Raw genomic sequence first — 24,689 nt, 5'->3', positions numbered from 1 at the left:
TACTTTCTGTACTATCGCGAAGTCAACTTCGCATCGATACATATGGACGATGGAGTGAGATAAGATGAAAGTTACAAACTATCAGGAAGCGACGATCGACCCGTTCGGCAAGGGGCTCGGCAACGTGCCGAGCGCGAGCGTGCCGTTGTCGGACGCGGGCCGGCTCGAATGGAACCTGCTCGCCGAGGACGTGAGCCTGCCCGCCGCCGTGCTGTACGCGGACCGGATCGAGCACAACCTGAAGTGGATGCAGGCGTTCGTCGCCGAATACGGCGTGAAGCTCGCGCCGCATGGCAAGACGACGATGGCGCCGCAGCTGTTCCGCCGTCAGCTCGAAACGGGCGCGTGGGGCATCACGCTCGCGACCGCGCATCAGACGCGCGCCGCGTATCACGGCGGCGTGCGGCGCGTGCTGCTCGCGAACCAGCTCGTCGGCCGGCACAACATGGCGATGATCGCCGAGTTGCTGACCGACCCCGATTTCGAATTCTTCTGCCTCGTCGATTCGGTCGACGGCGTCGAGCAGCTCGCGCGCTTTTTCGGCGCGGCGGGCAAGCCGCTCAACGTGTTGCTCGAGCTCGGCGTGCCGGGCGGGCGCACCGGCGTGCGCGACGACGCGCAGCGCGACGCGGTGCTCGCCGCGATCGCGCACCACCCGGACGTGCTGAAGCTCGCCGGCATCGAGCTGTACGAAGGCGTGCTGAAGGAGGAAGGCGAGATCCGCGCGTTCCTGCGGCGCGCGGTCAAGCTCGTGCACGAACTCGCGTCGGCCGGCCGCTTCGCGCGCGCGCCGGCGCTGCTGTCGGGCGCGGGCTCCGCGTGGTACGACGTCGTCGCCGACGAATTCGCGCAGGCGGCCGCGGCCGGCGTGATCGACGTCGTGCTGCGCCCCGGCTGCTACCTGACGCACGACGTCGGCATCTACAAGAAAGCGCAGACGGACATCTTCGCGCGCAACCCGATCGCGCGGAAGATGGGCGAGGGCCTGTTGCCGGCGCTGCAGCTGTGGGCGTACGTGCAGTCGATTCCCGAACCCGAGCGCGCGATCATCGCGCTCGGCAAGCGCGATTCCGCGTTCGACGCGGGCCTGCCGGAACCGGCGCGCCACTTCCGTCCGGGCGCGGGCGGCCTGCCGCGCGACATCGCGCCGGGCGAGGGCTGGGAAGTGACCGGGCTGATGGATCAGCACGCGTACCTGAAGATTCCGGCGGGCGCGGACCTGAAAGTCGGCGACATGGTGTCGTTCGACATCTCGCACCCGTGCCTCACATTCGACAAGTGGCGCCAGTTGCTCGTCGTCGATCCGCAGTATCGCGTGACCGAAGTGATCGAAACGTACTTCTGACGTCGGCGGCGCGGGCGGTCGGGCGCACGAGCGGCGGTCGATCGCGCGGACGCGGCGCGGCACGGCGGCGCGGCAATGCACGCCGCCCGCGCTCGGCGCACCGCACCGCATCCGCGCCCGCGCCCTCCGCCTCCTCCGCCGCTGGCGACGCCCGTGCTCCGCATCGAAGACACGCCGGGCGTCCGCGCACCGCGCGCATCGCGCCATCCCGCCCGCTACGGCCCCTCATCCGGGCATCTCGACGCCGCCGCGAACGGCCGCCTCGAGAATCCGCTCCGCTTTCGACCCAGCCGCGCGCGTACGCGCCGCGCATGTGCACCGTAAGCTCGCGCTCCGTCACACCCGCTTCACGCCTGCGTCATCAGCATCTTGGCCGCCCGGAGTACACTGCCCGTTCGTCCTGGATCATCCGGTATCGTTCAACAGGAGAGCAGCCATGGCAGCAAGGAAGATTCTGTTTCTGACCGGCGATTTCGCCGAAGACTACGAGACGATGGTGCCGTTCCAGGCACTCCTCGCGATCGGCCATCACGTCGATGCGGTATGCCCCGGCAAGCGTGCGGGCGACAAGGTGAAGACGGCGATTCACGATTTCGAAGGCGACCAGACCTACACCGAAAAGCCCGGCCACCAGTTCACGCTGAACGCGACGTTCGACGACGTCGACGCGACAGGCTACGACGCGCTCGCGATCGCGGGCGGCCGTGCGCCCGAGTATCTGCGCCTCGACCCGAAAGTGATCGCGCTCGTGCGCGCGTTCGCCGAGGCGAAGAAACCGATTGCGGCAATCTGCCACGCCGCGCAGTTGCTCGCGGCGGCCGACGTGATTCGCGGCAAGCGGATCTCGGCGTACCCGGCGTGCGCGCCCGAAGTGCGGCTCGCGGGCGGCGAGTATGCGGATATTCCGGTCGACGCGGCCGTCACCGACGCGCCGTTCGTCACCGCGCCCGCGTGGCCCGCGCATCCCGCGTGGCTGTCGCAATTTCTCGCGCTGCTGGGCACCCGCATCGAGCTCTGAGAACCGGCGCGCGCGGCCGCGGCCCGCCGCGGCCCGCGCGGCGCGTCGAACCCGCGCCGCGCGCGCGGCATCCTTCACTTCGCGCTCACTTCGCGCCGACTTCGGCGACGCGCGCCTCCAGCATCGTCAACGCGCCGGACAGCGCACTGAGCACGTCGTCCGGCAGCGACGCCATCGTGTCGTGCAGGAACGCGTTGCGGCGCGGCAGGCACGCCTCGAACGCCGCGCGGCCGGCCTGCGTGAGTCTCACGTTCGTCACGCGGTTGTCGCGCGCGTCGGCTTCGCGATCGATCCAGCCGAGCGTCTCGAGCGTCTTCAACTGGCGCGTGAGCGCGCCCGGATCGACGCGCAGCAGCTCGACCAACCGCTTCTGCGACGACGCGCCGCCGTGCTGCTCGAGCGCGACCATGATGCGCCAGCGCGGCAGCGGCTGGCCGACGTGCGCCTCGAACGCGGACATGAACGCGCGGTACGTGCGTCCGAACTGCTGCAAGATCGCGATGCGGTCCTGTTCTTCCATGCGCTGACTGCGGCTCCGGTATGCGTGAATGATGTGGCGAAGCGCGCGCTCACTCGGCGACGACGCTCGGCTCGAGCTTGCGGCGCAGTTCGACGGGCGGCACGCGGCGGCATTGCCACACCGCCGCGAGCGCGACGAGCGTGCCGAGAGCGATGCCGATATGGATCGCGCCGACGAGCGATTCGCGCGCCGCTTCGAGCAAATGGGCGCCATGATGCCCCGCGCGCACGAGTTCGTCCACCACGCGCGACTGCGCGGCGCGGTCGATCAGCACCTGCGGATCGGCAAGACGCGCCTGCCAGCGCAGCGCGCCGTCCGCGGCGAGCGCGTCGCGCACGCCGCTCGCGTAGCGCTGGTTGATGAGCGTGCCGGTGAGCGCCGCGCCCGCCATCCCGCCCACCATGCGCAGCGACTGAAGCAGCGCGGTCGCGATCCCGAGATGCTCGCGGCCTGCCGTCTGCTGCGCGAACACGGTCAGATTCGGCAACACGAAGCCGAGCCCGACGCCGCCCGCCACCATCAGCGCCATCAGCGCCCAGCCGGGCGTCGCATGCGTCGACGCGACGACGCCCGCGCACGCGAGCGCGAACAGCAGGAAACCCGCGTACAGCATCGCGTTCGGGTGGCGGATCCGCGTGATCACACGGCCGTTCATGATGCTGCCGATCGTGATGAACACGACGAGCGGCGTGATGACGACGCCCGCCTGCTGCGGCGACATCCCGAAGCCGCCCTGGAACAGCAGCGGCGCGTAGAAGAGCAGCGAGAACATCGCGAAGCCGGCGAGGATCGCGAGGATGAAGAGCGTCGACAGCGCGCGGTTCGAGAACATGTCGAACGGCAGAATCGGCTGCGCGCAGCGCTGCTCCCAGCGCCACAGCGCGACGCCGCTCGCGAGCGCGACGACGAGGAGCAGCGTCGACCAGCCGCCGATGCCGTACTTCGGCAGCCATTCGACGAAGAGCTGCATCGCGCCGAGCGTCGCGGCGATCAGGAGCGCCCCCGGCCAGTCGAGCCGCATCTTGGCCGTATGCTCGACGTGCCGCATGTGCGGCAGATAGCGCCAGACGAAGACGAGCGACAGCAGGCCGACCGGCAGATTCACGTAGAACACCGAGCGCCAGCCGTAATTCTGCGTGAGCACGCCGCCGAGCGACGGCCCGACCGCGTTCGCGATCCCGAACGCCGAGCTCATCAGCACCTGCCAGCGCAACCGCACGACCGAATCGGGAAAGAGGTCCGGAATGCACGCGAACGCGGTGCCGACGAGCATCCCGCCGCCGATTCCCTGCAATCCGCGTGCGAGCACGAGCGACAGCATGTCGTGCGCCATCCCGCACAGCACCGACGCGCCCGTGAACACGATAAGCGACGCGATCACGAACGGCTTGCGCCCGTAGTAATCGCCGAGCCGCCCGAAAATCGGCACGGTGATCACCGATGCGAGCAGATACGACGTCGCGACCCACGCGTACAGGTCGAAGCCGCGCAGTTCGGCGACGATCGTCGGCAGTGCGGTGCCGACGACGGTCTGGTCGAGCGCGACGAGCATCGTGACGAAGGAGATGCCGAGCATCGCGAGCAGCGACTCGCGAAACGGAAGGACTTGCCCGCTCGAATGGTGGGCGGCGGTATGGACTGCCATCTTTTGTTCGCGCAACTTTTGATGCGTCAACGAATCGAAGATTCTATCACGCATCAGGTAATCTAGCCGGCGCCCCCATGCGATGCGCGCGCCGCGAAGGAGTCAGATGGAACCGCTCACACTTGTTGCCGGGCCGACGCTGTCGGCCGACGATCTGGACACGCTGCGGCGCGCGAAGCTCGCGCTCGAGAGCCCGTCGCTGACGATCAAGCTGACGAGCGTCGTCGGCGCGCCGGTCGAGAAAATGATCGGCAAGCTGCCCGGCTTCGCGACCGACAAGATCAACGACGCGACGCAGCTCGCGCTGCGCAAGTGCCTGCACATCGCGCTACGCACGCTCGGCAAGTCGGGCGGCGTGGCGAGCGAAGGCGAGACGCCGAGCAAGCCGAGCAACCTGCTGCACAAGCTCGCCGTCGCGACGACGGGCGCGGCGGGCGGCGCGTTCGGCCTATTCGCGCTGCCCGTCGAGCTGCCCGTCACGACGACGCTGATGTTCCGGTCGATCTGCGACATCGCGCGCAGCGAGGGCGAGGATCTGTCGAGCGCCGAGGCGCAATTGCAATGCCTCGCCGTGCTCGGAATGGGCGGCGGCTTCGGCCCGCTGCCGGGCGCGGGCACGCGCGGCAAGCCGAGCGGCAAGGCCGACGGCGAGCCGCGCGGGCGCGAACCGCACGGCGAGCGCGACAAGGTGGAGGAAGACGCCGACATCGGCTATTTCGTGCTGCGCGGCGCGCTCGCGCAGGCGGTGTCGAAGGCGTCGTCGGAAATCGCGTCGAAGGGTTTCGCCACGCACGGCTCGACCGCGCTGCTGCGCCTCGTGCAGTCGATCGCGTCGCGCTTCTCGGTGCAGGTGACCGAGCAGATCGCCGCGAAATCGATCCCGGCGATCGGCGCCGTGCTCGGCGCGATGGTCAACACGCTCTTCATCGACCATTTCCAGCAGGCCGCGCACGGACACTTCGCGGTGCGCCGGCTCGAGCGCAAGTACGGGCAGACGGCCGTGAAGGCCGCGTATCAGGCGATCGACGCGTCGGCCGTGCGCTGAGTCGCGCGCTCGACCGCGATGCGCCGCACGAACGCGGCCGCCCGCTCGAGCGCACGCGCCGATTCGGGCACGAACGGCACGTAGATCTGCCATACGTGCGGCATCTGCGGCCATATCTCCAGTTCGACGTGCACGCCCGCCGCTCGCGCCTTGTCGGCGACGCGCCGCGAATCGTCGAGCAGCACCTCGGTGCTGCCCGCCTGGATGAAAAGCGGCGGCAATCCCGTGAAATCCGCATACAGCGGCGACGCATGCGGATGCGTGCCCGGCGTGTCGCCGAGATACAGGCGCGCCGCGCGGCCGAGCGCCGCGCCCGCGAACATCGGATCGAGCCCGTCGTGCGTGCGCAGCGTATCGCCCGTCGCGGCGAGATCGGTCCACGGCGAGAACAGCACCGCGCCCGCCGGCAGCGGGTCGCCCGCGTCGCGCAGCGCGACGAGCGCGGCGAGCGCGAGGCCGCCGCCCGCCGAATCGCCGCCGAACACGATCGACTCCGGCGGCGTGCCGGCGGACACGAGTTGCCGGTACGCGGCGAGCGCGTCGTCGAGCGCGGCCGGAAACGGATGCTCGGGTGCGAGCCGGTAGTCGAGCGAGAACGAGCGCACGCCCGCGTGCCGCGTCAGCGCGAACACGAGCGGGCGGTGCGTCTGAGGCGAGCAGAAGTAATAACCGCCGCCGTGGAAATACAGCAGCATCCGGCCATGCTTCGCGCGAACGGGCACGGCGTCCGTGCGCTCGAGCCATTCGCCGCGCAGCGGCGCGTCGCCGGCGCCGTAGCGCTCGCGCAGCCGCCAGCCGGCGGGCGGGCGGCGCGGCACGCGCATCCGCAGCTTCGTCAGCCGCCGCGCGCGAGCCGGGTCGATCACGGGGCGCAGCGTCTCAGGACGAAACTGCCGGCGCAGCAGCCAGCACGCGACTTTGCTCTGCCAACTCATCGAACGCACTCCGAACCGGTAAATGTGACGATACTACGTGCGTTCCGGCGCGCGTCCGTCGATCGGGTCCTCTAAATCCGGCGGCGCGGCTCAGTTCGCCGGCCGCACCTGGCCGCGAATCTCGCCGGCCGGATGCGCTTTCGTATGCACGTTGAAATACCACTTGCCCGCCATCAGGTCGCCCACCTGTTCGTCCGTCAGCGCCTTCTCGCCGGTGATCGGGCTCGCGAGCGCGTCCTTCGGGATCGGCACTTGCACGCCCGCGTTCTGGCCGACGGGCGCCGGGCCGTGGAAATGCGCGGCGGTCGCGGGCCCCGTCAGGTCGCGGTATGTCGCGTGCCAGCGCAGCATGCGGGTGGCCGTGTCGTAGGTCGCGTCGAGCGCGCCCGATCCCTTGCTCGTCGTCGGCGGCACTTCGCTCGACGGCTGCAGGTTCGCGACGAGCTTCACCGTCTCCGCCCGCGCGACGCCGGCCGCGAGCACGCACGCGAGCACCCCGATGCCTACCTTGCGCAATGTCAACATGAATCCTCCTTGCGATCGCCGTACAGGTTGCACGAACGGGCATGCCGTCCGCTCGACATCCGATGGTAGACGATCTTGCCCGCGTCATGCCCGACACGACGCGTCACACCCGTTCGCCGCGCGGCGGCGCGCCGCGCCGCATCCGCCGGCCGTTGCACGGATGCCGGCATACGGCAAGCCACAACCCAGAATAGAGCTTTGCACGAAACCCTCTGAATCCGCATCCGGCGTTTCGCTACACTGCTTGCACACAGTTGCTTGTTTCCTTCCGTCCGAAGGAATATCTGCGAGTTTGGAAGCGGCCTTCGGGCCGCTCTTTTTTTGCTCGCCACGCCGCGCGTGCGTCCGGCGGCTGCGGAACAGGTGACGGGGGCCCGACGGCTATGCGGTCTTGCCCGGACGTCCCGCGCGAAGCAACGCCGCCCGCCCGACTTTCATCGCATGCGCGATCCCGCGGCTTCGTCGCATCGCGCGCGAACGATTCATCGTTTCCGTTGCGCGATGACCGGGATCAGCCCCGCCGCGCGCACGCCGCGACGCGTCTCATCGATTGACGAGACCATCGGCCCGTTCGGATCGAAACAATGCGAAAGGTCGTGCCGCTCCTCTGTCCGCCCTCCCCGTTTCTTCGCATCGCGCCATCCCGCCGGCTGCCGCCCGGAAGTGCGCACTGTGTGTCCGCGCTTGCGGCGACGCAGGCGCACGCGCAGGAATTCACGCTGTTCGGCGGCTCGCTCACCGGCGGCGGCGGGCACGGCTACGCGTGGACATTCGACTTTCAGGAAGGGGGCGGCCGATACGCGGCCGTGGGCTTCACGTGGTACGAGGAGGGACACATTCCGAACGGCCATCGCGACCGAAGGCCGCAGCTATTCGAACTCGCACGCCGGGGCATGCCGATGCGCGTGCGCGCCGTGTACTGCAGGCCGCATCGCTGGCTCGCGCGGATCACGCGGAATCGCGTCATCACGCGCGACCATCGCGATGCCGACGCGATTCAGGCCGGGGCGCGGCGTCAGTCGAGCGCGCGCAGCACGCCGATCAACTGTTTCGCGGCGACGTCCCAGCGATACCGCGACGCGTGCTTGCGCCCTTTCTCGCGCATCTCGCGCCGCAGTTCGGCGTCGCCCATCAGGCGCGCGATCGTCGCCGCGATGTCGTTCGCATCGTGCGCGTCGCAATACAGCGCGGCGTCGCCGCACGCTTCGGGCAGCGACGCCTCGCGCGACGCGATCACCGGGCACCCGCAATACATCGCCTCGAGCGGGGGCAGGCCGAATCCTTCGTATAGCGAAGGAAAGACGAAGCAGCCGGCGTTCTCGTAGAGCGCCTTCAACTCGCCGTCGCTGACGTACCCGGCCCATGTGACGTTGCGCGCGCTCGCGCGCTCGCCGAGCGCCGATGCACCGAAGATCTTCACATTGCTGCCGCCCGCGATCACGAACCTGAGCTCGGGACGCATGCGCTCGAGCCGTGCGATCGCGTCGAGCGTCCGGACGAGATTCTTGCCGGGCGCGAGCGAGCCGACGATCAGCACGTAGCCGTCGTAGGCGAGGCCGAGCCGCTCGAGCACCGAGGATTCGCTCGCGATGCGGCCGAAATGATCGACGCCGGACACGATCGTCGAGACGTCCGTCGGCGCGACGCCAAGACGCGCGACGATGCGCTCCTTCGAGAAGCGCGACACCGTCAGGATGTGCCGCGCGCGGCGCTTGAGCACCCAGAACGCGAAGCGATACCAAAGCCTGAACCTGAGCGAATAGCCCTGCGGAAAGTCGAGCACGGCGACGTCGTGAATCATCACGACCTGATCGCGCTTGAAGAGCGGCCCGACGTTGCACAGGCTCACGAGCGTCTGCCCGCGAGTCGCGAACGGCAGCGCGAGCTGCTCCCACAACGCGCCGCGCAGGCGCGGCACGACGCGCCGCGCGACCGCCGGCGGCAACGCGTCGCTCGCGTGATCGCGCGGCACGACGAGCGTCGGGTTACGCTCGCCCGGCAGCAGGCGCGCGAGCGCCGACGTGAATTCGTGCGCGACGCGCTGCACGCCCGTCAGACGCTGCGACGTGAACTTTCCGTTGATCGCGACGGGCTTCGGCAACGCCGCCATGCCCACGCCCAGGCACTCGCCGGCGAACGCGGCGCGCGGCGGCGCATCGCGCAGCGCGCCTGCCGCATGCGACGCGCTCGTCGTCGTTACATCGGCATCCTGATGATCTTGCCGCGCACGCGGCGAAGGCTGGGATAACGGGGAAGACAGGTTCATGGCGGCAGCAGCGGCTTGACGGCACCCGGTTGACAGGCGCATCCGCGACGTCCGCGGATGCGCGCTTTATGCATTCCAGTGTCGCCATTGCGACGCGCGCGGTCTGTGCGCTCCGTCGCACAACGCGGCGTGCGGCGCGCGAATGCCGCCGTGCGCCGCGATCGCGCACATCATCGGCCGCGGCTCACCGACCAGATCAGATAGAACGATTCGGCGGTCGGCAGGATCTGCGCGAGCATCCGGTTGAAGCGCGCGGCGGGCGCCGTGCCGACGTACACGACGTCGAGCGGCTTCATGTCGAACTCGGTCGCGAGCATCAGCGCGTCCACCTGCGTCATGTCGAGGCGGAACACTTCGGGCCGGTTGTGCTCAGGCGCGTAGTTGACCTTCTTCAGGCCCTCCTGCAACCCGCTCTGCACGCCCGGCGCCTGCGCGAGCGGCGGGTCCGGATGACGGATCACGATCACCTGGCGCGGATTCGCCCCCATCGGATCGATGCTGCCCGCCGCACTCAGCGCATCCGCGAGCGAAAGCTGCCCCTTGTTCATGTAGACCGTCTGCGGCTTCGGCACCTCGCCCATCACGAACACGCGGTTCTGCGTGCGGTCGGGCACATGGACGATGTCGTTCGCCTGCAGCACGATGTTCTGGCGCAGATCGCCGCGATTCAGGATGCGGTTCACGTCGATCGTCATCACCTGATCGCCGCGCGTGACGAGCACGCGCTGCAGATCCGCATCCGGATTGCCGCCGCCCGCGCGATTGATCGCGTCGACGACGCGCAGATGCGAGCCCGTCAACGACAACTGCCCCGGGTTCTTCACGTCGCCCGTCACCTGCACGCGCTGGCTTCGGTACTGCATCACGCGCACGTCGATCTGAGGATTCCTGATCTGCTTGTCGAGACGCCGCGCGAGCAGCGCGGCGATCCGCACGGGGCTCATTCCCTCGACGCGCACGCGGCCGAGCGTCGGGAAGAAGATCGTGCCGTTGGCGGCGACGCGCTGGCCCGGCGAGTCGACCTCGCCCTGCCCGTTCGTGCCGAACGCGCTGACCTGTTGCGGCAACACGCCGCCCAGGCCGCCCGACGCCTGCAGCGTACCGATGTCGGCGAGCGGCGACGTATCGGCGCCCGTGCCGTTTCCTGCGCCGCGCGTGAGCTCGGGGTGGTCCCATACGATGATGCCGAGCACGTCGTCCGGGCCGACGCGATAGTCGGCGGGCGCGGCGGGCAGGCTCTGCGCGATTCCCGCTTCCTTCGCGCGCGTATCGGCCTCGTCGGCCTGCTTGAGCGTATAGACGAGCTGCGGTGTGATCAGCTTGACGTCGTACACCGTCGAATCCGTCGGCGCGCTCAGATTGTCGTTCATGCGGCTCGAATCGAGCGCCGGTCCCGGGGCCAGCGCACAGCCCGACAAGGCGAGCGCCGCGGCGCTCGCCCATGCTAGGGGCTTGAACATCTTGTCGTTTCTCCTTGGTAGCGTGGTCGTCGAAGCGGATTGCGGCGCGTTCGCAGCGAACGCGCGCCGGCTCAGAACGCGTTGCGGCCGACGAATCCCTTGACGAGCGTGATCAGGATGATCTTGATGTCGAACCAGAAGGTCCAGTTCTGCATGTAGAAAAGATCGAACTTCACGCGCGCGGCCATCTTCTCGACCTTGCGCGTCTCGCCTCGATAACCGTTCACCTGCGCCCAGCCGGTGATGCCGGGACGCACGCGATAGCGGTACATGTAGCCGTCGACGAGTTCCTTGTAGATGTCGTCGTGCTCGATCGCGTGCGGACGCGGACCGACGACGGACATCTGGCCGAACAGCACGTTGAAGAACTGCGGCAGCTCGTCGAGCGACGTGCGGCGCAGGAACGCGCCGACCTTCGTGATCCGCGAATCGTTGCGCGACGCCTGGCGCACGACGCCCGCTTCCTCGGCATGCACGCGCATCGTGCGGAATTTCAGAATCTCGAACTCGCGGCCGTCGACGCCCTTGCGCTTTTGCCGGAACAGCACGGGCCCCGGCGACGAGAACTTCACCGCGAGCGCGAGCGCCGCGAGAATCGGCGACAACGGAATCAGCACCGCGAGCGCGAACAGGCGATCGAAGATGAATTTCGGCCAGAGCTGCGGGATCGACAGCGGGCTCGTCGCGAGATTGATCGCGGGCATGCCGACGACCTGCGTGACCGACCGGTTGAAGAACGTGATCCCGCGCACGTCGGGCAGGAAGCGCAGGTTCACGAAATCGTGGCGAAACTCGCGCACGATCCGCTGGATCTGACGCTCGTGCGACAGCGGCAGCGCAAGCCAGATCTCGTTGATCGCGCGCGCGCGCACGCGGCGCTTCAGCTCGCGCAGATCGGCGACGACGGGCACGCCGCCCACGCGCCGCTCGGCGGCATCGGCCGAGCTCACGCTGTCGTCGAACACGCATGCGACCTCGTAGCCGTGCGACGGCGACGCGCGCAGTTGCTCGAGCACCGCACGGCCGTAGACTTCGGAGCCGACGATCGCGACCGCGCGCGGCTTCGCGCCCGTGCGGCGCAGGCCGTTGAGCACGCCGTGGATCGACGCCTTGCCGAGCAGCAACACCGCGCCCGACATCAGCATCGTCCGGCCGAGCCACGCGAGCGACACGTCGGCGTCGCCCTGCAGCAGCAGCATGAAAGCCGCGGCGATCGCCGCGACGCCGAGCCAGCCGAGCAGCACGCGCGACAGCGTGCGATACGACATCTGCTCGCGCGCGCCGTCATAAACGCCGATGGCGGGAAAGACCAGCAGCGTCAGCGCGCACAGCAGCGCGATGACCGTGCGCTGCTCGTCGGACACGTCGAGGATGCCGCCGTCGTACAGCATCTGCGCGAGCAGCGCGCCCGCCGCGACCAGCACCACATCGAGCAATTTGTTCAATAGTCCCAACATTACCGAATCTCCGCGTTCCGTGTTCCGTCGTCTCAAGCGGCCGAGCGCACCGCGCCGTGATAGCCGGCGACGCGCAGCGGCCGGCCTTCCGCCGGAATCGGTTGCGGTGCATGCGCATCGCGCCGCGCCTCGAGGATGAGCCGGTTGAATTCGCCGCGAATCACGCCGTAGCACTCGCACGCGCGCGCTTCGAGGCCTTCGCGATCGAGCACCGTGATGTGGCCGCGGCGCTGGCGGATGAGCCCCGCCTCCTGCAGCTTGCCCGCCGCCTCGGTAATGCCCTCGCGCCGCACGCCGAGCATGTTGGCGATCGTCTGCTGGGTGACCGCGAGCTCGTCGCCTTCGACGCGGTCGTGCGCGAGCAGCAGCCAGCGGCTCAACTGCTCGCTGACGGAGTGGTGACGATTGCAAAGCGCGCCGCGCGCGATCTGCGTCATCGCGGCTTGCCAATAGCGCAGCATCAACTGGAAGGTGTCGAGCGAGCGGTCGAACTCGCGACGGAACACCTGCGTCGACACGCGATACGCGTAGCCGCCGCTTCGCACTTCGATGCGGCCCGACGCGCCGCCGCAGCCGTAGTCGGCGAGCGTCGACACGCCAACCACGCCTTCGTTGCCGACCGCGGCGACTTCGACCATCGCGCCGTCCTCCATCAGATACAGCACGGACATCATCGCGGTGGTCGGGAAATACAGATGGCGCATCGGCTCGTCGGTTTCGCAGAGCAACTGAGCGCTCTTGATCTTGACGAGCTCGAGATGCGGCGCGAGCGCGCGAAGGCTGTCATCGGCGAGCGAGCCCAACAGGGCGTTGGCGTGAAACCCATTGTTCTGATGAAGCATGTTCGTGTCCCGGTTTGTCGGCGCCGCTCGACTGCGGCGCAGGATTCCGTTTCGCAAGACACGGTCACAGCAAGAATCGATGTTCCTCGGAATCGTGTCGGCGGCCCTTCTGGTCGTCCTCTTACACACTGACGCACCACCCTCTTGGCTTGGGGTGAAAACCCTTAAGCGATTAACGTGCCAATTGGTACGGTTCCTTAATATGTAAAGGCATTGGCCGGACAATTCCTATCTAAATATTTATCCATCACCCGAAAGCGTCTCATTCGCGGACACTTTGATACAGATCGAGCGACAGCAGGTGTCTCATCTGACAGTTTCGTAATCTTTACATCGCCGATGCCGCTTAGTGCTTAGCCCTTCACGCACAACGATTGGCGCACCTTTACAGACGCCGATGGAATGATATGACCATTTCATCTCAATAAAACGAATGTTCGCAGCGGTTCTTTGAAAACTGTCTCAAACGTGAGTCAGCGAGCGGCGGAGACACTCTGTCATCCACCCAACACAACGCACTTAAACCATTGATTAAAAAGAATTTAACAAAAACACAAAAACCTGACCCGATGGCTCATTCGTCAGAAGGAAAAAATTTCCGCCAGCCCCTCAAGAATCGGAAATAGATACCGAAAAGCGAGTACGGGAACATTAAAAACCGTAAAGCCGATTATTCTTTTGCAGACATTTAAATGATCGCGAAAAATTCTCGGAAAATTCCTAAATGTCAAAATTTGTGAAATGCGCTTCCTGCGCAAACCTCAAAAAATCCGCCGTGATAATCTGAAATAGAGTTTTCAACGTCAAGTCGAATTAACAAATAAAAATCGTACCTGTCTAGCCAGGCAGGTTCGGTTGCGCGCGGCGCCGCTCGGGTGCGGCGCCGCTGCTCCGGATCGCCGATCCGGGAAGGACAAGCCGTGACCTACCGCGAATACAAAGAACCGGCGACCAGGGCCGGGGGCATCATCGAACTGCCGCACCGCACCGACGCGAACCGCTTCCTCGCATCGCTCGGCATCGCCGAGCGCGCGACGCTCGCAAGCCACCTGCAACTCGTGCACGTGAAGTCCGGCCAGGTGCTGTGCGAACCGGGCATGCCGCTCGAGCATGTGTACCTGCCCGTTACGACCGTGATCTCGATCCAGTACGCGTCGTCCGACGGCATGACGCTCGAGATCGCGGAGATCGGCAACGAGGGGATCGTGAGCCCGCAGCTCGTCGGCACCGACGGCGCGACGCCGTGCCGCGTGATCACGTGCCGCGACGGCTTCTCGTACCGGCTCAGCGCGCGGGTGCTGTCGAACCTGCTCGAGGAATCGGCGCAGATGCGTCAGGCGATCTTTCGCTGCACGCATCTGCTGATGGCGCAGGCGAAGCAGATTTCGTTCTGCAGCCGCCATCACGTGCTGAAGAACCAGCTTTGCCGCTGGTTCCTGCTCGCGTACGACCGCTCGCGCAGCGTCGAGATCCAGGTCACGCACAGCATGCTCGCGCAGATGCTCGGCGTGCGCCGCGAAACCGTCACGGACGCGGCCGGCGACATCCAGAAGATGGGGTTGATCCGCCAGTACCGCAGCTCGATCATCCTCGTCGATCTGCCGGGGCTCGATGCGCAATCGTGCGGATGCCACACGATCATCCGTGAAGAAATGAAGAAGATCCTGTCCGCGCCGACGAGCGCGTCCGGCGCGCTCACCGAACTGCGCAGCTGACCTCTCGCGCGTCGCTCGCCGCGGCGCGCCTCGCGCGCCCCCCCTGCGTGACACCGCTTGCTCATGCGCGGTGTGCGGCGGGACGCCGTGCGCGCGGCGCACGATATCGTTGGTTAGGTGCCGAACAGAACCGCCGCATACCCGATGGTCTACTAGCTGCTACACGCCACGCGGGCGTCTTGTGTCTCGCCCGCAGGTACGGGGACCCTCATCCAAGCCGGAGCCGCCAGATGAAAAACGAACTGAGAACAATCATCAAGGACGTCGCGCATCTCGAAGCGTCGATCGATCACATCGCTGACAGCGACGACCTGTACGAAGCAGGTCTGTCTTCGCTGAACACGATCCAACTGATGCTCGCCATCGAGAAGCGCTTCAACATCGAGATTCCGGACGAAATGCTGACCCGCCAGTTGTTCCAGAGCATCGACTCGCTCGCTGGGGCCGTTACGCAACTGCAGCGTGCCGAGCAGTCCGCATGAAGCGCTTCGACGCCGAAACCGGTAACGCGCGCGTTACCGCCGTCGAATCCGTGTTCGCCGACGATCACGTGCTGAACGAAGCCGCCCGCCGCGTCGCGCAGGTGGCCGCGCGCTTCGCCGACGCGGTCGACCGCGACGCGCGCTTTCCGACCGAAGCGGTCGACGCCATGCGCGAAGAGCGCCTGCTCGGCGCGCTCGTGCCGCTCGAGCTGGGCGGCCGCGGCGCATCGCTCGCGGCCGTGGCCTCCGCATGCGGGATCATCGGCCAGGCATGCTCGTCGGCCGCGATGATCTACGCGATGCACCAGACCCAAGTCGCGAGCATCGTCGATCATGCGCTGTCGAGCGACTGGCATCGCCGCTTCGCCGAGCAGCTCGCCGAGCGCGAATGGCTGCTCGCGTCCGCGACGTCCGAGGAGGAAGTCGGCGGCAATCTTCGCAACAGCCGCTGCGCGATCGAAGCGGACGGGAACATGTTCACGCTCGCGAAGCTCGCGCCGACGATCTCGTACGGCGCGCAAGCCGACGCGATCCTCGTGACCGCGCGGCGCGACCGCGAGGCGCCCGCCGCCGAGCAGGTGCTCGTCACGCTGCTGAAGGAGAACGCGACGCTCACGCGCCGCAGCGGCTGGGACACGTTCGGCATGCGCGGCACCTGCAGCGAAGGCTTCGCGCTCGATGCGCGCGGCTCCTGCGACCAGATCTTTCCGGTGCCGTTCGCGCAGATCGCCGAGCGCACCATGGTGCCGACGTCGCACATTCTGTGGGCCGCCGTATGGACGGGCATCGCGAACGACGCGTTCCTGCGCGCGCACCAGTTCTTCCGCGCGCAGATGCAAAAGCAAGGCGGCGCGCTGCCGCCGTCCGGCCGCCGGATCGCGGATGCGCTCGCGCTGCTGCAGGCGATGCAGGCGCGCATCGACGGCGCGCTGCGCCTGCACGAGCACGGCGCGTCGCGCTCGTGGTCCGCGGCGATGGCGCAGGCGGCCGAGATCAACACGCTGAAAACCTACGTGTCGACGACGGCGCTCGAAGTGGTCAAGCACGCGACGATGATCTGCGGGATGGCGTCGTACAAGAACGGCACGCCGTATACGCTCGGCCGCCACATCCGCGACCTGCATTCGGCGCCGCTGATGATCAGCAACGATCGCATCGAGGCGAACACGGCCAACCTGCTGCTCGCGCTGCGCCCCGCCACGCTTGAGAGAGAGATTTGAACGATATGACCCATCCTTCCGTGCGCGCGGCCGACGCGGCCCACGCGCCCCTCGATCGCGACGGCGTGAACAAGCTGCGCGACGAGCTCGTCGAAGCGGGGCTGTTGATTTCGACGGGCATCCAGGGCCTGTTCGGCCGCAGCGAGAAGTTCGAGCGCGTCGTCGACGCGCTCGACGCGTACATCACGCGCCTCGGCGCCGACCAGCACGCGGAAGTGCTGCGCTTTCCGCCGGCGATGAGCCGCCCCGAATTCGAGCGCAGCGAATATCTGAAGAGCTTCCCGCAGCTCGCGGGCACCGTGCACAGCTTCTGCGGCAACGAGCACGATCATCAGCGCGTGCTGCAATGCCTCGATCGCGGCGACGACTGGACCGAGAGCCAGAAGCCCACCTACGTCGTGATGACGCCCGCCGCCTGCTATCCCGTCTATCCGGTTGTCGCGCAGCGCGGCGCGCTGCCCGTCGACGGACGGATCGTCGACGCATTCTCGTACTGCTTCCGGCACGAGCCGTCGCTCGACCCGACGCGCATGCAACTGTTCAGGATGCGCGAATACATCCGCATCGGCACACCCGAGCAGATCCTCGCGTTCCGCCAGGACTGGATCGAGCGCGGCACCCGGATGATCGACGCGCTGCACTTGCCCAACAGCATCGACCTCGCGAACGATCCGTTCTTCGGCCGCGGCGGCAAGATCGTCGCGAGCAGCCAGCGCGACCAGAACCTGAAATTCGAGCTCCTGATTCCGATCGAATACGACGGCCGCCTGACCGCGTGCCTGAGCTTCAACTACCACATGGACCACTTCGGCCTGCTGTGGGGCATCAAGACCGCGAATGCCGCGGTCGCGCACACGGGCTGCGTCGGCTTCGGCCTCGAACGCCTGACGCTCGGTCTCTTCAGGCATCACGGCCTCGATCCGGACACCTGGCCGCAGGCGGTACGCGACGTACTGTGGGGACATCGATGAGCAGCATCCTGCTCGACGCGCCGGCAAACGGCGCGTCGCTCGAAGAGATCTTCACCGACATCCGGCATCGCGCGCGGCATTACCGGCCGCACGCGCTGCACGGGCCGCAGATGGTCTGGAAGCAGACGAACTGCTACGTCGACCTGTGGATCGAGGTGCTCGGCTGGTGGGGGCTCAACCCTTATGCGGCGCTGCCGTTTACGATCACGCTCGACTTCGAGGGCGATCAGTTCTCGTTCTTCAAGTTTCCGTTCGAGGATCTCGAGACGCTGTACGGGATCGTCGTGCAGGAGCACGCGATCTTCGAGCCGGTCGACATGCACGTCGAGCACCAGGTCGCACGCGGCAACCTGATGCTCGTCGAAGTCGACGCGTGGTATCTGCCCGACACGCGCGGCAACAGCTACCAGTCCGAGCACACGAAGACGACGATCGGCATCGACGCGATCGATCGCGAACGCCGCCGCGTCGGCTACTTTCACAACAGCGGCTACTACCTCGCCGAAGGCGTCGATTACGACGGACTGTTCGGCAAGCATGCGCCGGCGCACCTCGCGCCGTACGTCGAATGCGCGAAGCGGCGGTTCAAGCCGCTCGAGGAACGCGAGCTGTGCGACGCGTCGCTCGCGCTGCTCGCGCGCCATCTGAAGCGCCGGCCCGCGTCGAATCCGATCGCCGCGTTTCGCGAGCAGCTCGCGCGCGACGCGAAGAGAATCGCGTCGCAGCCGATCTCGTACTTCCACGCGTATTCGTTCAACACGCTGCGCCAGCTCGGCGCGAACTTCGAGCTGTTCGGCCGCTATCTGCGCTGGCTCGAAGCGAGCGGCTGCGGCGGCCAGATCGACGCGCTCGTCGCCGCATGCGACACGATCGCATCCGAATCGATGGTGCTCGAATTCCGCCTCGCGCGCGCAAGCGCTCGCGGCAAGGAAGAGCGCGGCGAAAGCAGTCTCGACATTCTCGAGCGCGCGTATGCGTCGCTCGTCGACGGCGTCGCTCGCATCACGCCGCCCGGCAATGCCGAGCCGAATCCGCCGTTCGGCACGTTGTACGCGCCGCCGAGGCCCGTCGCCGCGGCCCGATGAAATCCGCGTTGGATCGCGTGGCGCGCGGCGCTGCCCAATGGACGTTGATCGCGACGCCCGCCGGCGCGATCGCGCGGCCGAGCGAACTCGGCGACGCCGGCTGGTGCGCCGCGAGCGTGCCCGGCACCGTCGCGCAGGCGCTCGCCGCCGCGCGACGCTTCGATCCTTCGCATCCGTATCCGCTCGGCGATAGCGACTATTGGTATCGAACGACGCTGCACGGCGCGGGCCCGCGCATCGTCCGCCTGAACGGCCTCGCGACGATCGCCGAGGTCTGGCTCGACGACACGCTGCTGCTCTGCTCGGACAACATGTACGTCTCGCACGACGTCGCCGTGACGCTCCGCGGCGCGAATCGCCTCGCGATCTGCTTTCGCTCGCTCGACCGGCATCTCGCCGCGCATCCGCCGCGCGGCCGCGCGCGCTGGCGCACGCGCCTCGTCGACACGCCCGCGCTGCGCGGCGTGCGCGCGACGTTCCTCGGCCGGATGCCGGGCTGGTTTCCGGCGATCGAGCCGATCGGGCCGTGGCGCCCGATCGACCTCGTGAATCCGGCCGGCGCGCCGACGATCGTGCGCGACACCCTGCGCGCGACGCTGGACGGCGGCGACGGCGTGCTCGACGCGACGCTCGAATTCGCCGCGCCGCTGCCGAGCGCGACGCGCGCGCGACTCGTTTGCGGCGCGCATGCGGCAACGCTCGAAGCAACCGGTCCGCGCACCGCGCGCGCGACGCTCAGGGTCCCGAACGTCACGCCGTGGTGGCCGCATACGCACGGCGAGCCCGCGTTGTACGACGTCGGCGTCGAAGTTGGCGGCGCGACGATTCCGCTCGCGAAAACCGGCTTTCGCACGCTCGCCGTCGAACGCGGCGACGACGGCCGGGGCTTCGCGCTGTCGATCAACGGCACGCCGTTCTTCGCGCGCGGCGCGTGCTGGACGAGCGCCGACCCGGTCGGCCTGAACGCCGAACCGGCCGCCTACCGCCGCGCGCTTTCGCTCGCGCGCGACGCCGGCTGCAACATGATCCGCGTCGGCGGCACGATGACCTACGAAGCCGACGCGTTCTACGCGCTCTGCGACGAGCTCGGCCTGCTCGTCTGGCAGGACTTCATGCTCGCGAACTTCGACTACCCGTCGGGCGACCCGCGCTTCGCCGAATCGCTGAAGCGCGAAGCCGAACAGTTCCTCGGCCTGCACGCGGCGCGCCCGTCGATCGCCGTGCTGTGCGGCGGCAGCGAAATCGCGCAGCAGGCGGCGATGGTCGGGCTCGCGCCCGACGAACGCCGCGTGCCCGCCACCGAACAGTTGCTCGCCGAACTGTGCGCCGCGCATCGGCCCGATGCGGTCTACGTCAGCGATTCGCCGCACGGCGGCGTGCTGCCGTTCGCGCCGCGCGAAGGTCTCACGCATTACTACGGCGTCGGCGCGTATCTGCGGCCGCCCGAGGACGCCCGTCGTGCCGGCGTGCGCTTCGCGAGCGAGTGCCTTGCATTCGCGAACGTGCCGTGCGACGAGACGCTCGCGTCGATCGGCTCGCCCGCCGCGCACGAGCCCGCCTGGAAACGCGCGGTGCCGCGCGATCCGGGCGCGCCGTGGGATTTCGACGACGTGCGCGATCATTACCTGCGCACGCTGTACGGCGTCGAGCCAGCGCGCCTGCGCGGCTTCGATCCCGCCCGCTATCTGACGCTCTCGCGCGCGATCGTCGCCGATCTCGTCGGGGAGACGCTCGCCGAATGGCGGCGCGTCGGCTCGACGTGCGCGGGCGCGCTCGTCTGGCAGTTCCAGGACGTGATGCCGGGCGCAGGCTGGGGCCTCGTCGACGCGCACGGCCGGCCGAAATCCGCGTGGCACGCGTTCAGGCGCGTATCGCAGCCGCGGCAGATCCTGCTAACCGACGAGGGGCTCAACGGCCTCGACGTGCACGTGCTCAACGATACGCCGGCGCCGCTCGACGCCCGCATCGAGCTCGTCGCGCTGCGCGATGGCAAGACGCCGATCGCGCGCGCGAGCCGCGCGTTGCGCGTCGGCGCCCACGCAGGCGAATGCGTGAATTCCGCCGACCTGCTCGGCCGATTCTTCGATTTCACGTATGCGTACCGCTTCGGCCCGCGCGAGCACGACGTCGTGATCGCATCGCTGTACGCGGCCGACGGCACGCTGCTGTCGCAGGCGTTCCACTTCCCCGAGCGCACCGCGCCGACCGTGTTCGAGCGCGGCGACATCGGCCTCGAAGCGAGCGCCGCGTATCGAGACGGCCGCTGGCACCTCGACGTGCAAACGCGCACGTTCGCGCGCTACGTGCATGTGTGCGCCCCCGGCTTGCTGCCCGACATCGACTGGTTTCATCTCGCGCCGGGTGCCGCCGCGCGCATCGTGCTCGCCGCCGCTCCTCATTCCCCCGCTTACGACAACAGCCCGCCCGACGCGTGCGCGCCTCGCCCAGCGCCGCCCGCGATCGAAGTGCGCGCACTCAATTCCAACAAGACCATTCGCCCGAGGATAGAAAATTGAGACCAGTCCGATTCGACGATTGCCTGGGATGGCTGCACGAGGGGCGCACGCGACGCGGCGTCGTGATCTGCGAAGCGCTCGGGCACGAGGCGCTGTGGACGCACAAGGTGGTCCGCACGCTCGCCGAGCGTCTCGCCGGCGACGGCATGTGGGTGCTGCGCTTTCATTACCCGTGCGCCGGCGATTCGGCGGGCGACGATCTCGCGCCGGGGCGGCTGCCCGCGAGCGTCGCGAGCGTGCGGCGCGCGACGCTCGCGCTGCGCGAGCACGCGCCCGTCGATAGCGTCACGCTCGTCGGCCTGCGCGCGGGCGCCGCGTTCGCGATGCTCGCGCTCGCGGGCGAAGACGCGCCCGAAGTCGATGCATTCGTCGCGCTCGCGCCCGTCGTGCGCGGGCGCGCCTATCTGCGCGAGCTGTCGATCGTGCAGAAGCGCTGGCTGGACACCACGCCGCCCGCGATTCGCGAGCAGCACCACGAAGAGCCGTGGCTGAACATCCTCGGCCATCGCTACCCAGGCGATTTCGTCGCCGATCTGAAGAAGGTCGATCTGAGCGATGCGGTCGCGAACGCGGCCACGCCGCCGTGCGCGGCGCTACTCGTCGACACCGACTACGGCGACAGTCCCGCGCTGCACGACGCGCTCACGGCGCGCGGCGTGCCGACGGACATCGAGCCGTTCCCGGAATGGCCGAACGCGTTGCAGGAAGGCGCGCGCTCGCGCGTGCCGCTTGCGGCGATCGAATCGGTCGCGCGCTGGATCGGCCGTCGCGAACGGAAGGCGGCGGCGGAGCCGATTGCGGTCGACCGCGGCGCGCATTCGGCCGTCGCGCGCGCGGCCGGCGAGGCGATCCCTCCGGCGCGCGCGTCGGCCGGCAATCGCGCCGCACGCGTGCCGCAAGCGCCGCCGCCCGTCGCATTCGCATTCGACGGCATCACCGAGACGCTCGTCCACGTCGGCGCGAAGCGGCTCGTCGGCACGCTGTGCGAGCCCGTCGTGCCCGCGCGCGCCGGCACGCCGTGCCTGCTGATCGCGAACACGGCGGCCAATCCGCGGAGCGCGGACGGCCGCATCGGCGTGCGGCTCGCGCGCACGCTCGCGCGGCGCGGCGTCGCATCGCTGCGAATCGACATCGAAGGTATCGGCGACAGCGGCGCGCGTGCGCCCGACGATCAAGCCGACGTGCTGTACTCCGATCCCGCGATCGCGGACGTCGCCGCGGCCGCCGACTGGCTCGGCGCGCATTGCCGGCGCCCGGTCGTCGCGTTCGGCGTGTGCTCGGGCGCGTTCGCCGCGCTGCACGCGGCCGCGCGCGCGCATGCGGCCGCGGGCGTGATCGCGGTCAACCTGCCGCGCTTCATCTGGCCGCGGGGGCTCACGATCGACGAAGCGCGCAAGCAGCAGACGAACTCCGCGCGCGGCTATCTCGCATCGATGCGCGACTGGAGCAAATGGCGCCGCCTGCTGCGCGAGGGCCGCGATCTGCGCCCGGTGCTGAGCGCGCTGCGGCGCCAGTTGACATCGCGCCTGAGCGAGCCGGCGGCACGTCTCGCGGAGCGCCTCGGCCACCGTCCGAAACCCGACACGCCGCGCGGCCTGATCAGAACGCTCGCCGAGCGGAACGTGCGCACGATGCTCGTGTATGGCGAGTTCGATCCCGGCGTCGACGAGCTGAGCCGTTACTTCGGCTCGCCGCGCCGTGCATTCAGGCGTTCGCCGCTCGTGAGCGTGGCGATGATCCGTCTGCTCGACCACTCGGTGTACGGCGCGTCGGCGGCCGACATGATCATCGAGCTCTGCATCGATACGTTGACGCGGTGGAACGACAAGACCCGCGGATCGCAGCCGCGGCAGCGGCCGGCCGGCGCGCGGCGCGGGACGGCGCACGCGGCCTCCGCCGATGCCGCCGCGTCGTCCTGACGGCGGCGCTCGCGCGGGCGCGCCGCTTTCGCCGCGGCGCGCCCGCGTGTCAGTTGGTGGACGAGGCGACGCTGCGCGGACGCTCGATGCCGTACGCTTCCATCCATCGATACAGCGTCGCGCGCGAGATGCCGAGTTCGCGCGCGGTGCCCGCGAGACGCCCGCGATTGCGCAGCAGCGCGAGCTCGATCACTTCCCGCTCGATCGATTTGCGGATCGCGGCGACCGACAGCGGCGCGACCTCGATGCAGTGGCCGAGCTCGAGATCGTGCGCGGTGATGAGCCGGCCTTCCGCCATCACGAGCGCGCGGCGCACGCGATTGATGAGCTCGCGCACGTTGCCCGGCCAGTCGTGCTTGTAGAGCGCCGAAATCGCATCGGTGGAGAAGCCGCGCACGCGATGGCGCGCGTCGGCGCGAAAGCGCTCGAGCATGTGCCGTGCGAGCAGCTCGATGTCCTTGCCGCGCGCGCGCAGCGGCGGTTGATCGACACGCAGCACGCACAGCCGGTGATACAGATCCGCACGGAAGCGCCCTTCGTTCATCGCGCCGCGCAGATCGACGTGCGTCGCCGACACGATGCGCACGTCGACGGGCACCGGATCGCTGCTGCCCAGCCGGTGGATCGTGCGCTCCTGCAGGAAGCGCAGCAGGCTCGCCTGGCTTTCGAGCGGCAGATCGCCGATTTCGTCGAGCAACAGCGTGCCGCCGTTCGCCGATTCGACATGGCCGATCTTGCGCGCGCTCGCGCCGGTGAACGCGCCGCGCTCGTAGCCGAACAGTTCGGACTGCAGCAGATGCGGCGGAATCGCGCCGCAGTTGACCGCGACGAACGGGCCCGCGCGGCGTGCGGAATGCTGGTGGATCGCGGCCGCGGTGAGTTCCTTGCCGGTGCCTGTCTCGCCCGACACGAGCACGGGCGCATCGGTGCGCGCGATCCGGCGCACCGCGTCGAACAGTTGCAGCATCGCATCGCAAGTGCCGATCATCCCCTGATCGGCGGACGCGATGGGCGCCGTGCTCGGCGCGAACAGGCACTCCATCCCGTACGCGTGGCCGACCGCATCCGCGATCCGCTGATGCGACGCAGGCAGCGTGATGTAGTCGAAACAGTAATCGCGCAGCAGCGCGCGCACGTTCGGCACGTTCGCCTGATGCGCCTCGACGAGCGCGACCCACGCGACGTTGCGCAGCGACGCGCATACGGCCGCGACCGCGTTCATCTCGTCGATCGACACGGCGCTCAGATCGAGAATGCCGCCCGTGACCTCGCCCGCCGTCGTGCGCACCTGGTTCGCGCTCGTGACGACGCAGATCTTCCAGTCGCGGCGCGCGAGTTCCTTGCGCAGCAGCGTCGATGGCTGATGCGTCCAGTAAATCAACGGTCGCTGTCGGATGGATCCCCGGGAGAGCCCCCCGATGATCGCGCTAGTCGTCATTGGTGCCTCCGATCATGAACTGACTGTGTGACTCGACGAATGCGTGTACGGCGAAAGCCGACGATCGTCTGCCTACCGGCAATGCAGTGCGGGATGGGAGGGTGTCGCGCCCCGCCCGTACACGACGCCGGGACGCACCCGTTCGTTTCGTTCGGGAGCGCACGTCAGATGCCTCATTGGTCTCTGATTGATGGTTAGATTTCGCAAAGAAAGCGGCAACGTATCGTATCGGCCGCGCATTCACATATGCGGCGCGCCGCGAGATCGGCAAGCAGCCTCGGACAA

General features: G+C 68.2%; 19 protein-coding genes. 10 read left to right on the top strand and 9 right to left on the bottom strand.

Translation table 11 applies throughout. From position 1 onward, the window contains the following. The first annotated feature begins 64 nt into the window (after positions 1-64). Positions 65-1,345 carry an amino acid deaminase gene (locus tag BTH_RS14970; protein ID WP_009892958.1) on the top strand — a complete coding sequence of 427 codons (1,281 nt, stop codon included), beginning with the start codon at positions 65-67 and terminating at the stop codon, positions 1,343-1,345. 436 nt (positions 1,346-1,781) lie between these two features. Further along, positions 1,782-2,363 carry a DJ-1/PfpI family protein gene (locus BTH_RS14965; RefSeq protein WP_009892960.1) on the top strand — a complete coding sequence of 194 codons (582 nt, stop codon included), beginning with the start codon at positions 1,782-1,784 and terminating at the stop codon, positions 2,361-2,363. Between the two features lie 85 nt (positions 2,364-2,448). Here BTH_RS14965 and BTH_RS14960 read toward each other — a convergent pair whose 3' ends face one another. Both BTH_RS14960 and BTH_RS14955 read right to left on the bottom strand, forming a co-directional pair. Further along, positions 2,449-2,883, bottom strand: a complete 435-nt coding sequence (locus BTH_RS14960; protein ID WP_009892961.1) for a MarR family winged helix-turn-helix transcriptional regulator — start codon at positions 2,881-2,883, stop codon at positions 2,449-2,451. Between the two features lie 49 nt (positions 2,884-2,932). Continuing rightward, on the bottom strand, positions 2,933-4,528 hold the full coding sequence (locus BTH_RS14955) for an MDR family MFS transporter (RefSeq protein WP_009892963.1): 1,596 nt from the start codon (positions 4,526-4,528) through the stop codon (positions 2,933-2,935). 106 nt (positions 4,529-4,634) lie between these two features. Here BTH_RS14955 and BTH_RS14950 point away from each other — a divergent pair, with 106 nt between their 5' ends. Continuing rightward, complete coding sequence (locus BTH_RS14950) at positions 4,635-5,573, top strand: EcsC family protein (RefSeq protein ID WP_009892964.1); 939 nt, start codon at positions 4,635-4,637, stop codon at positions 5,571-5,573. Here BTH_RS14950 and BTH_RS14945 read toward each other — a convergent pair. The 6 genes from BTH_RS14945 to BTH_RS14915 form a co-directional block, all read right to left on the bottom strand. After that, positions 5,543-6,508 (bottom strand): alpha/beta hydrolase, encoded by a 966-nt coding sequence (locus tag BTH_RS14945; RefSeq protein WP_009892965.1) that lies wholly within the window; start codon positions 6,506-6,508, stop codon positions 5,543-5,545. The genes BTH_RS14950 and BTH_RS14945 overlap by 31 nt on opposite strands. Positions 6,509-6,598: 90 nt before the next feature. Next, positions 6,599-7,033, bottom strand: coding sequence for a CHRD domain-containing protein (locus BTH_RS14940; RefSeq protein ID WP_009892966.1), 435 nt, complete (start codon positions 7,031-7,033; stop codon positions 6,599-6,601). Positions 7,034-8,048: 1,015 nt separating this feature from the next. Continuing rightward, positions 8,049-9,299 (bottom strand): glycosyltransferase family 4 protein, encoded by a 1,251-nt coding sequence (locus BTH_RS14930; RefSeq protein WP_009892968.1) that lies wholly within the window; start codon positions 9,297-9,299, stop codon positions 8,049-8,051. A gap of 170 nt (positions 9,300-9,469) precedes the next feature. Beyond that, positions 9,470-10,759, bottom strand: a complete 1,290-nt coding sequence (locus tag BTH_RS14925; protein ID WP_009892972.1) for a polysaccharide biosynthesis/export family protein — start codon at positions 10,757-10,759, stop codon at positions 9,470-9,472. A gap of 71 nt (positions 10,760-10,830) precedes the next feature. After that, a complete protein-coding gene (locus BTH_RS14920) occupies positions 10,831-12,216 on the bottom strand; it encodes an undecaprenyl-phosphate glucose phosphotransferase (RefSeq protein ID WP_009892974.1) in 1,386 nt (461 codons plus the stop codon). 32 nt (positions 12,217-12,248) lie between these two features. Then, the gene (locus BTH_RS14915; RefSeq protein ID WP_009892975.1) at positions 12,249-13,058 is read right to left on the bottom strand and encodes a Crp/Fnr family transcriptional regulator; all 810 of its coding nucleotides are present in this window, start codon (positions 13,056-13,058) and stop codon (positions 12,249-12,251) included. Positions 13,059-13,978: 920 nt separating this feature from the next. On the opposite strand from BTH_RS14915, the gene BTH_RS14910 reads away from it, so the two are divergent. The 7 genes from BTH_RS14910 (at position 13,979) to BTH_RS14880 (ending at position 22,966) form a co-directional block, all read left to right on the top strand. Then, positions 13,979-14,773, top strand: coding sequence for a Crp/Fnr family transcriptional regulator (locus BTH_RS14910; RefSeq protein ID WP_009892978.1), 795 nt, complete (start codon positions 13,979-13,981; stop codon positions 14,771-14,773). A 230-nt stretch (positions 14,774-15,003) separates the two neighbouring features. Continuing rightward, complete coding sequence (locus BTH_RS14905) at positions 15,004-15,255, top strand: acyl carrier protein (RefSeq protein ID WP_009892980.1); 252 nt, start codon at positions 15,004-15,006, stop codon at positions 15,253-15,255. Continuing rightward, positions 15,252-16,475 (top strand): acyl-CoA dehydrogenase family protein, encoded by a 1,224-nt coding sequence (locus BTH_RS14900; protein WP_009892981.1) that lies wholly within the window; start codon positions 15,252-15,254, stop codon positions 16,473-16,475. Before BTH_RS14905 ends, BTH_RS14900 begins: the two co-directional genes overlap by 4 nt. After that, positions 16,472-17,446, top strand: a complete 975-nt coding sequence (locus BTH_RS14895) for an amino acid--[acyl-carrier-protein] ligase (RefSeq protein WP_009892982.1) — start codon at positions 16,472-16,474, stop codon at positions 17,444-17,446. The genes BTH_RS14900 and BTH_RS14895 overlap by 4 nt, the downstream gene beginning before the upstream one ends. Then, positions 17,443-18,531 carry a DUF1839 family protein gene (locus BTH_RS14890; RefSeq protein ID WP_009892983.1) on the top strand — a complete coding sequence of 363 codons (1,089 nt, stop codon included), beginning with the start codon at positions 17,443-17,445 and terminating at the stop codon, positions 18,529-18,531. The genes BTH_RS14895 and BTH_RS14890 overlap by 4 nt, the downstream gene beginning before the upstream one ends. After that, positions 18,528-21,047: a glycoside hydrolase family 2 protein gene (locus BTH_RS14885; protein WP_009892984.1), complete on the top strand. Its 2,520-nt coding sequence runs from the start codon at positions 18,528-18,530 to the stop codon at positions 21,045-21,047. Before BTH_RS14890 ends, BTH_RS14885 begins: the two co-directional genes overlap by 4 nt. Beyond that, entirely contained in the window at positions 21,044-22,966 is a 1,923-nt protein-coding gene (locus BTH_RS14880) for an alpha/beta hydrolase (protein WP_009892985.1), read from the top strand. The genes BTH_RS14885 and BTH_RS14880 overlap by 4 nt, the downstream gene beginning before the upstream one ends. Before the next feature lie 49 nt (positions 22,967-23,015). Here BTH_RS14880 and BTH_RS14875 read toward each other — a convergent pair whose 3' ends face one another. Continuing rightward, positions 23,016-24,404: a sigma-54 dependent transcriptional regulator gene (locus tag BTH_RS14875; RefSeq protein ID WP_009902884.1), complete on the bottom strand. Its 1,389-nt coding sequence runs from the start codon at positions 24,402-24,404 to the stop codon at positions 23,016-23,018. Between the last annotated feature and the right edge of the window lie 285 nt (positions 24,405-24,689).

The sequence above is a fragment of the Burkholderia thailandensis E264 genome (assembly GCF_000012365.1).
In the GTDB taxonomy this organism is placed as follows: Bacteria; Pseudomonadota; Gammaproteobacteria; order Burkholderiales; family Burkholderiaceae; genus Burkholderia; species Burkholderia thailandensis.
Note: the sequence above shows the minus strand (reverse complement) of the source record. Positions and strands in the feature narration are given on the sequence as shown.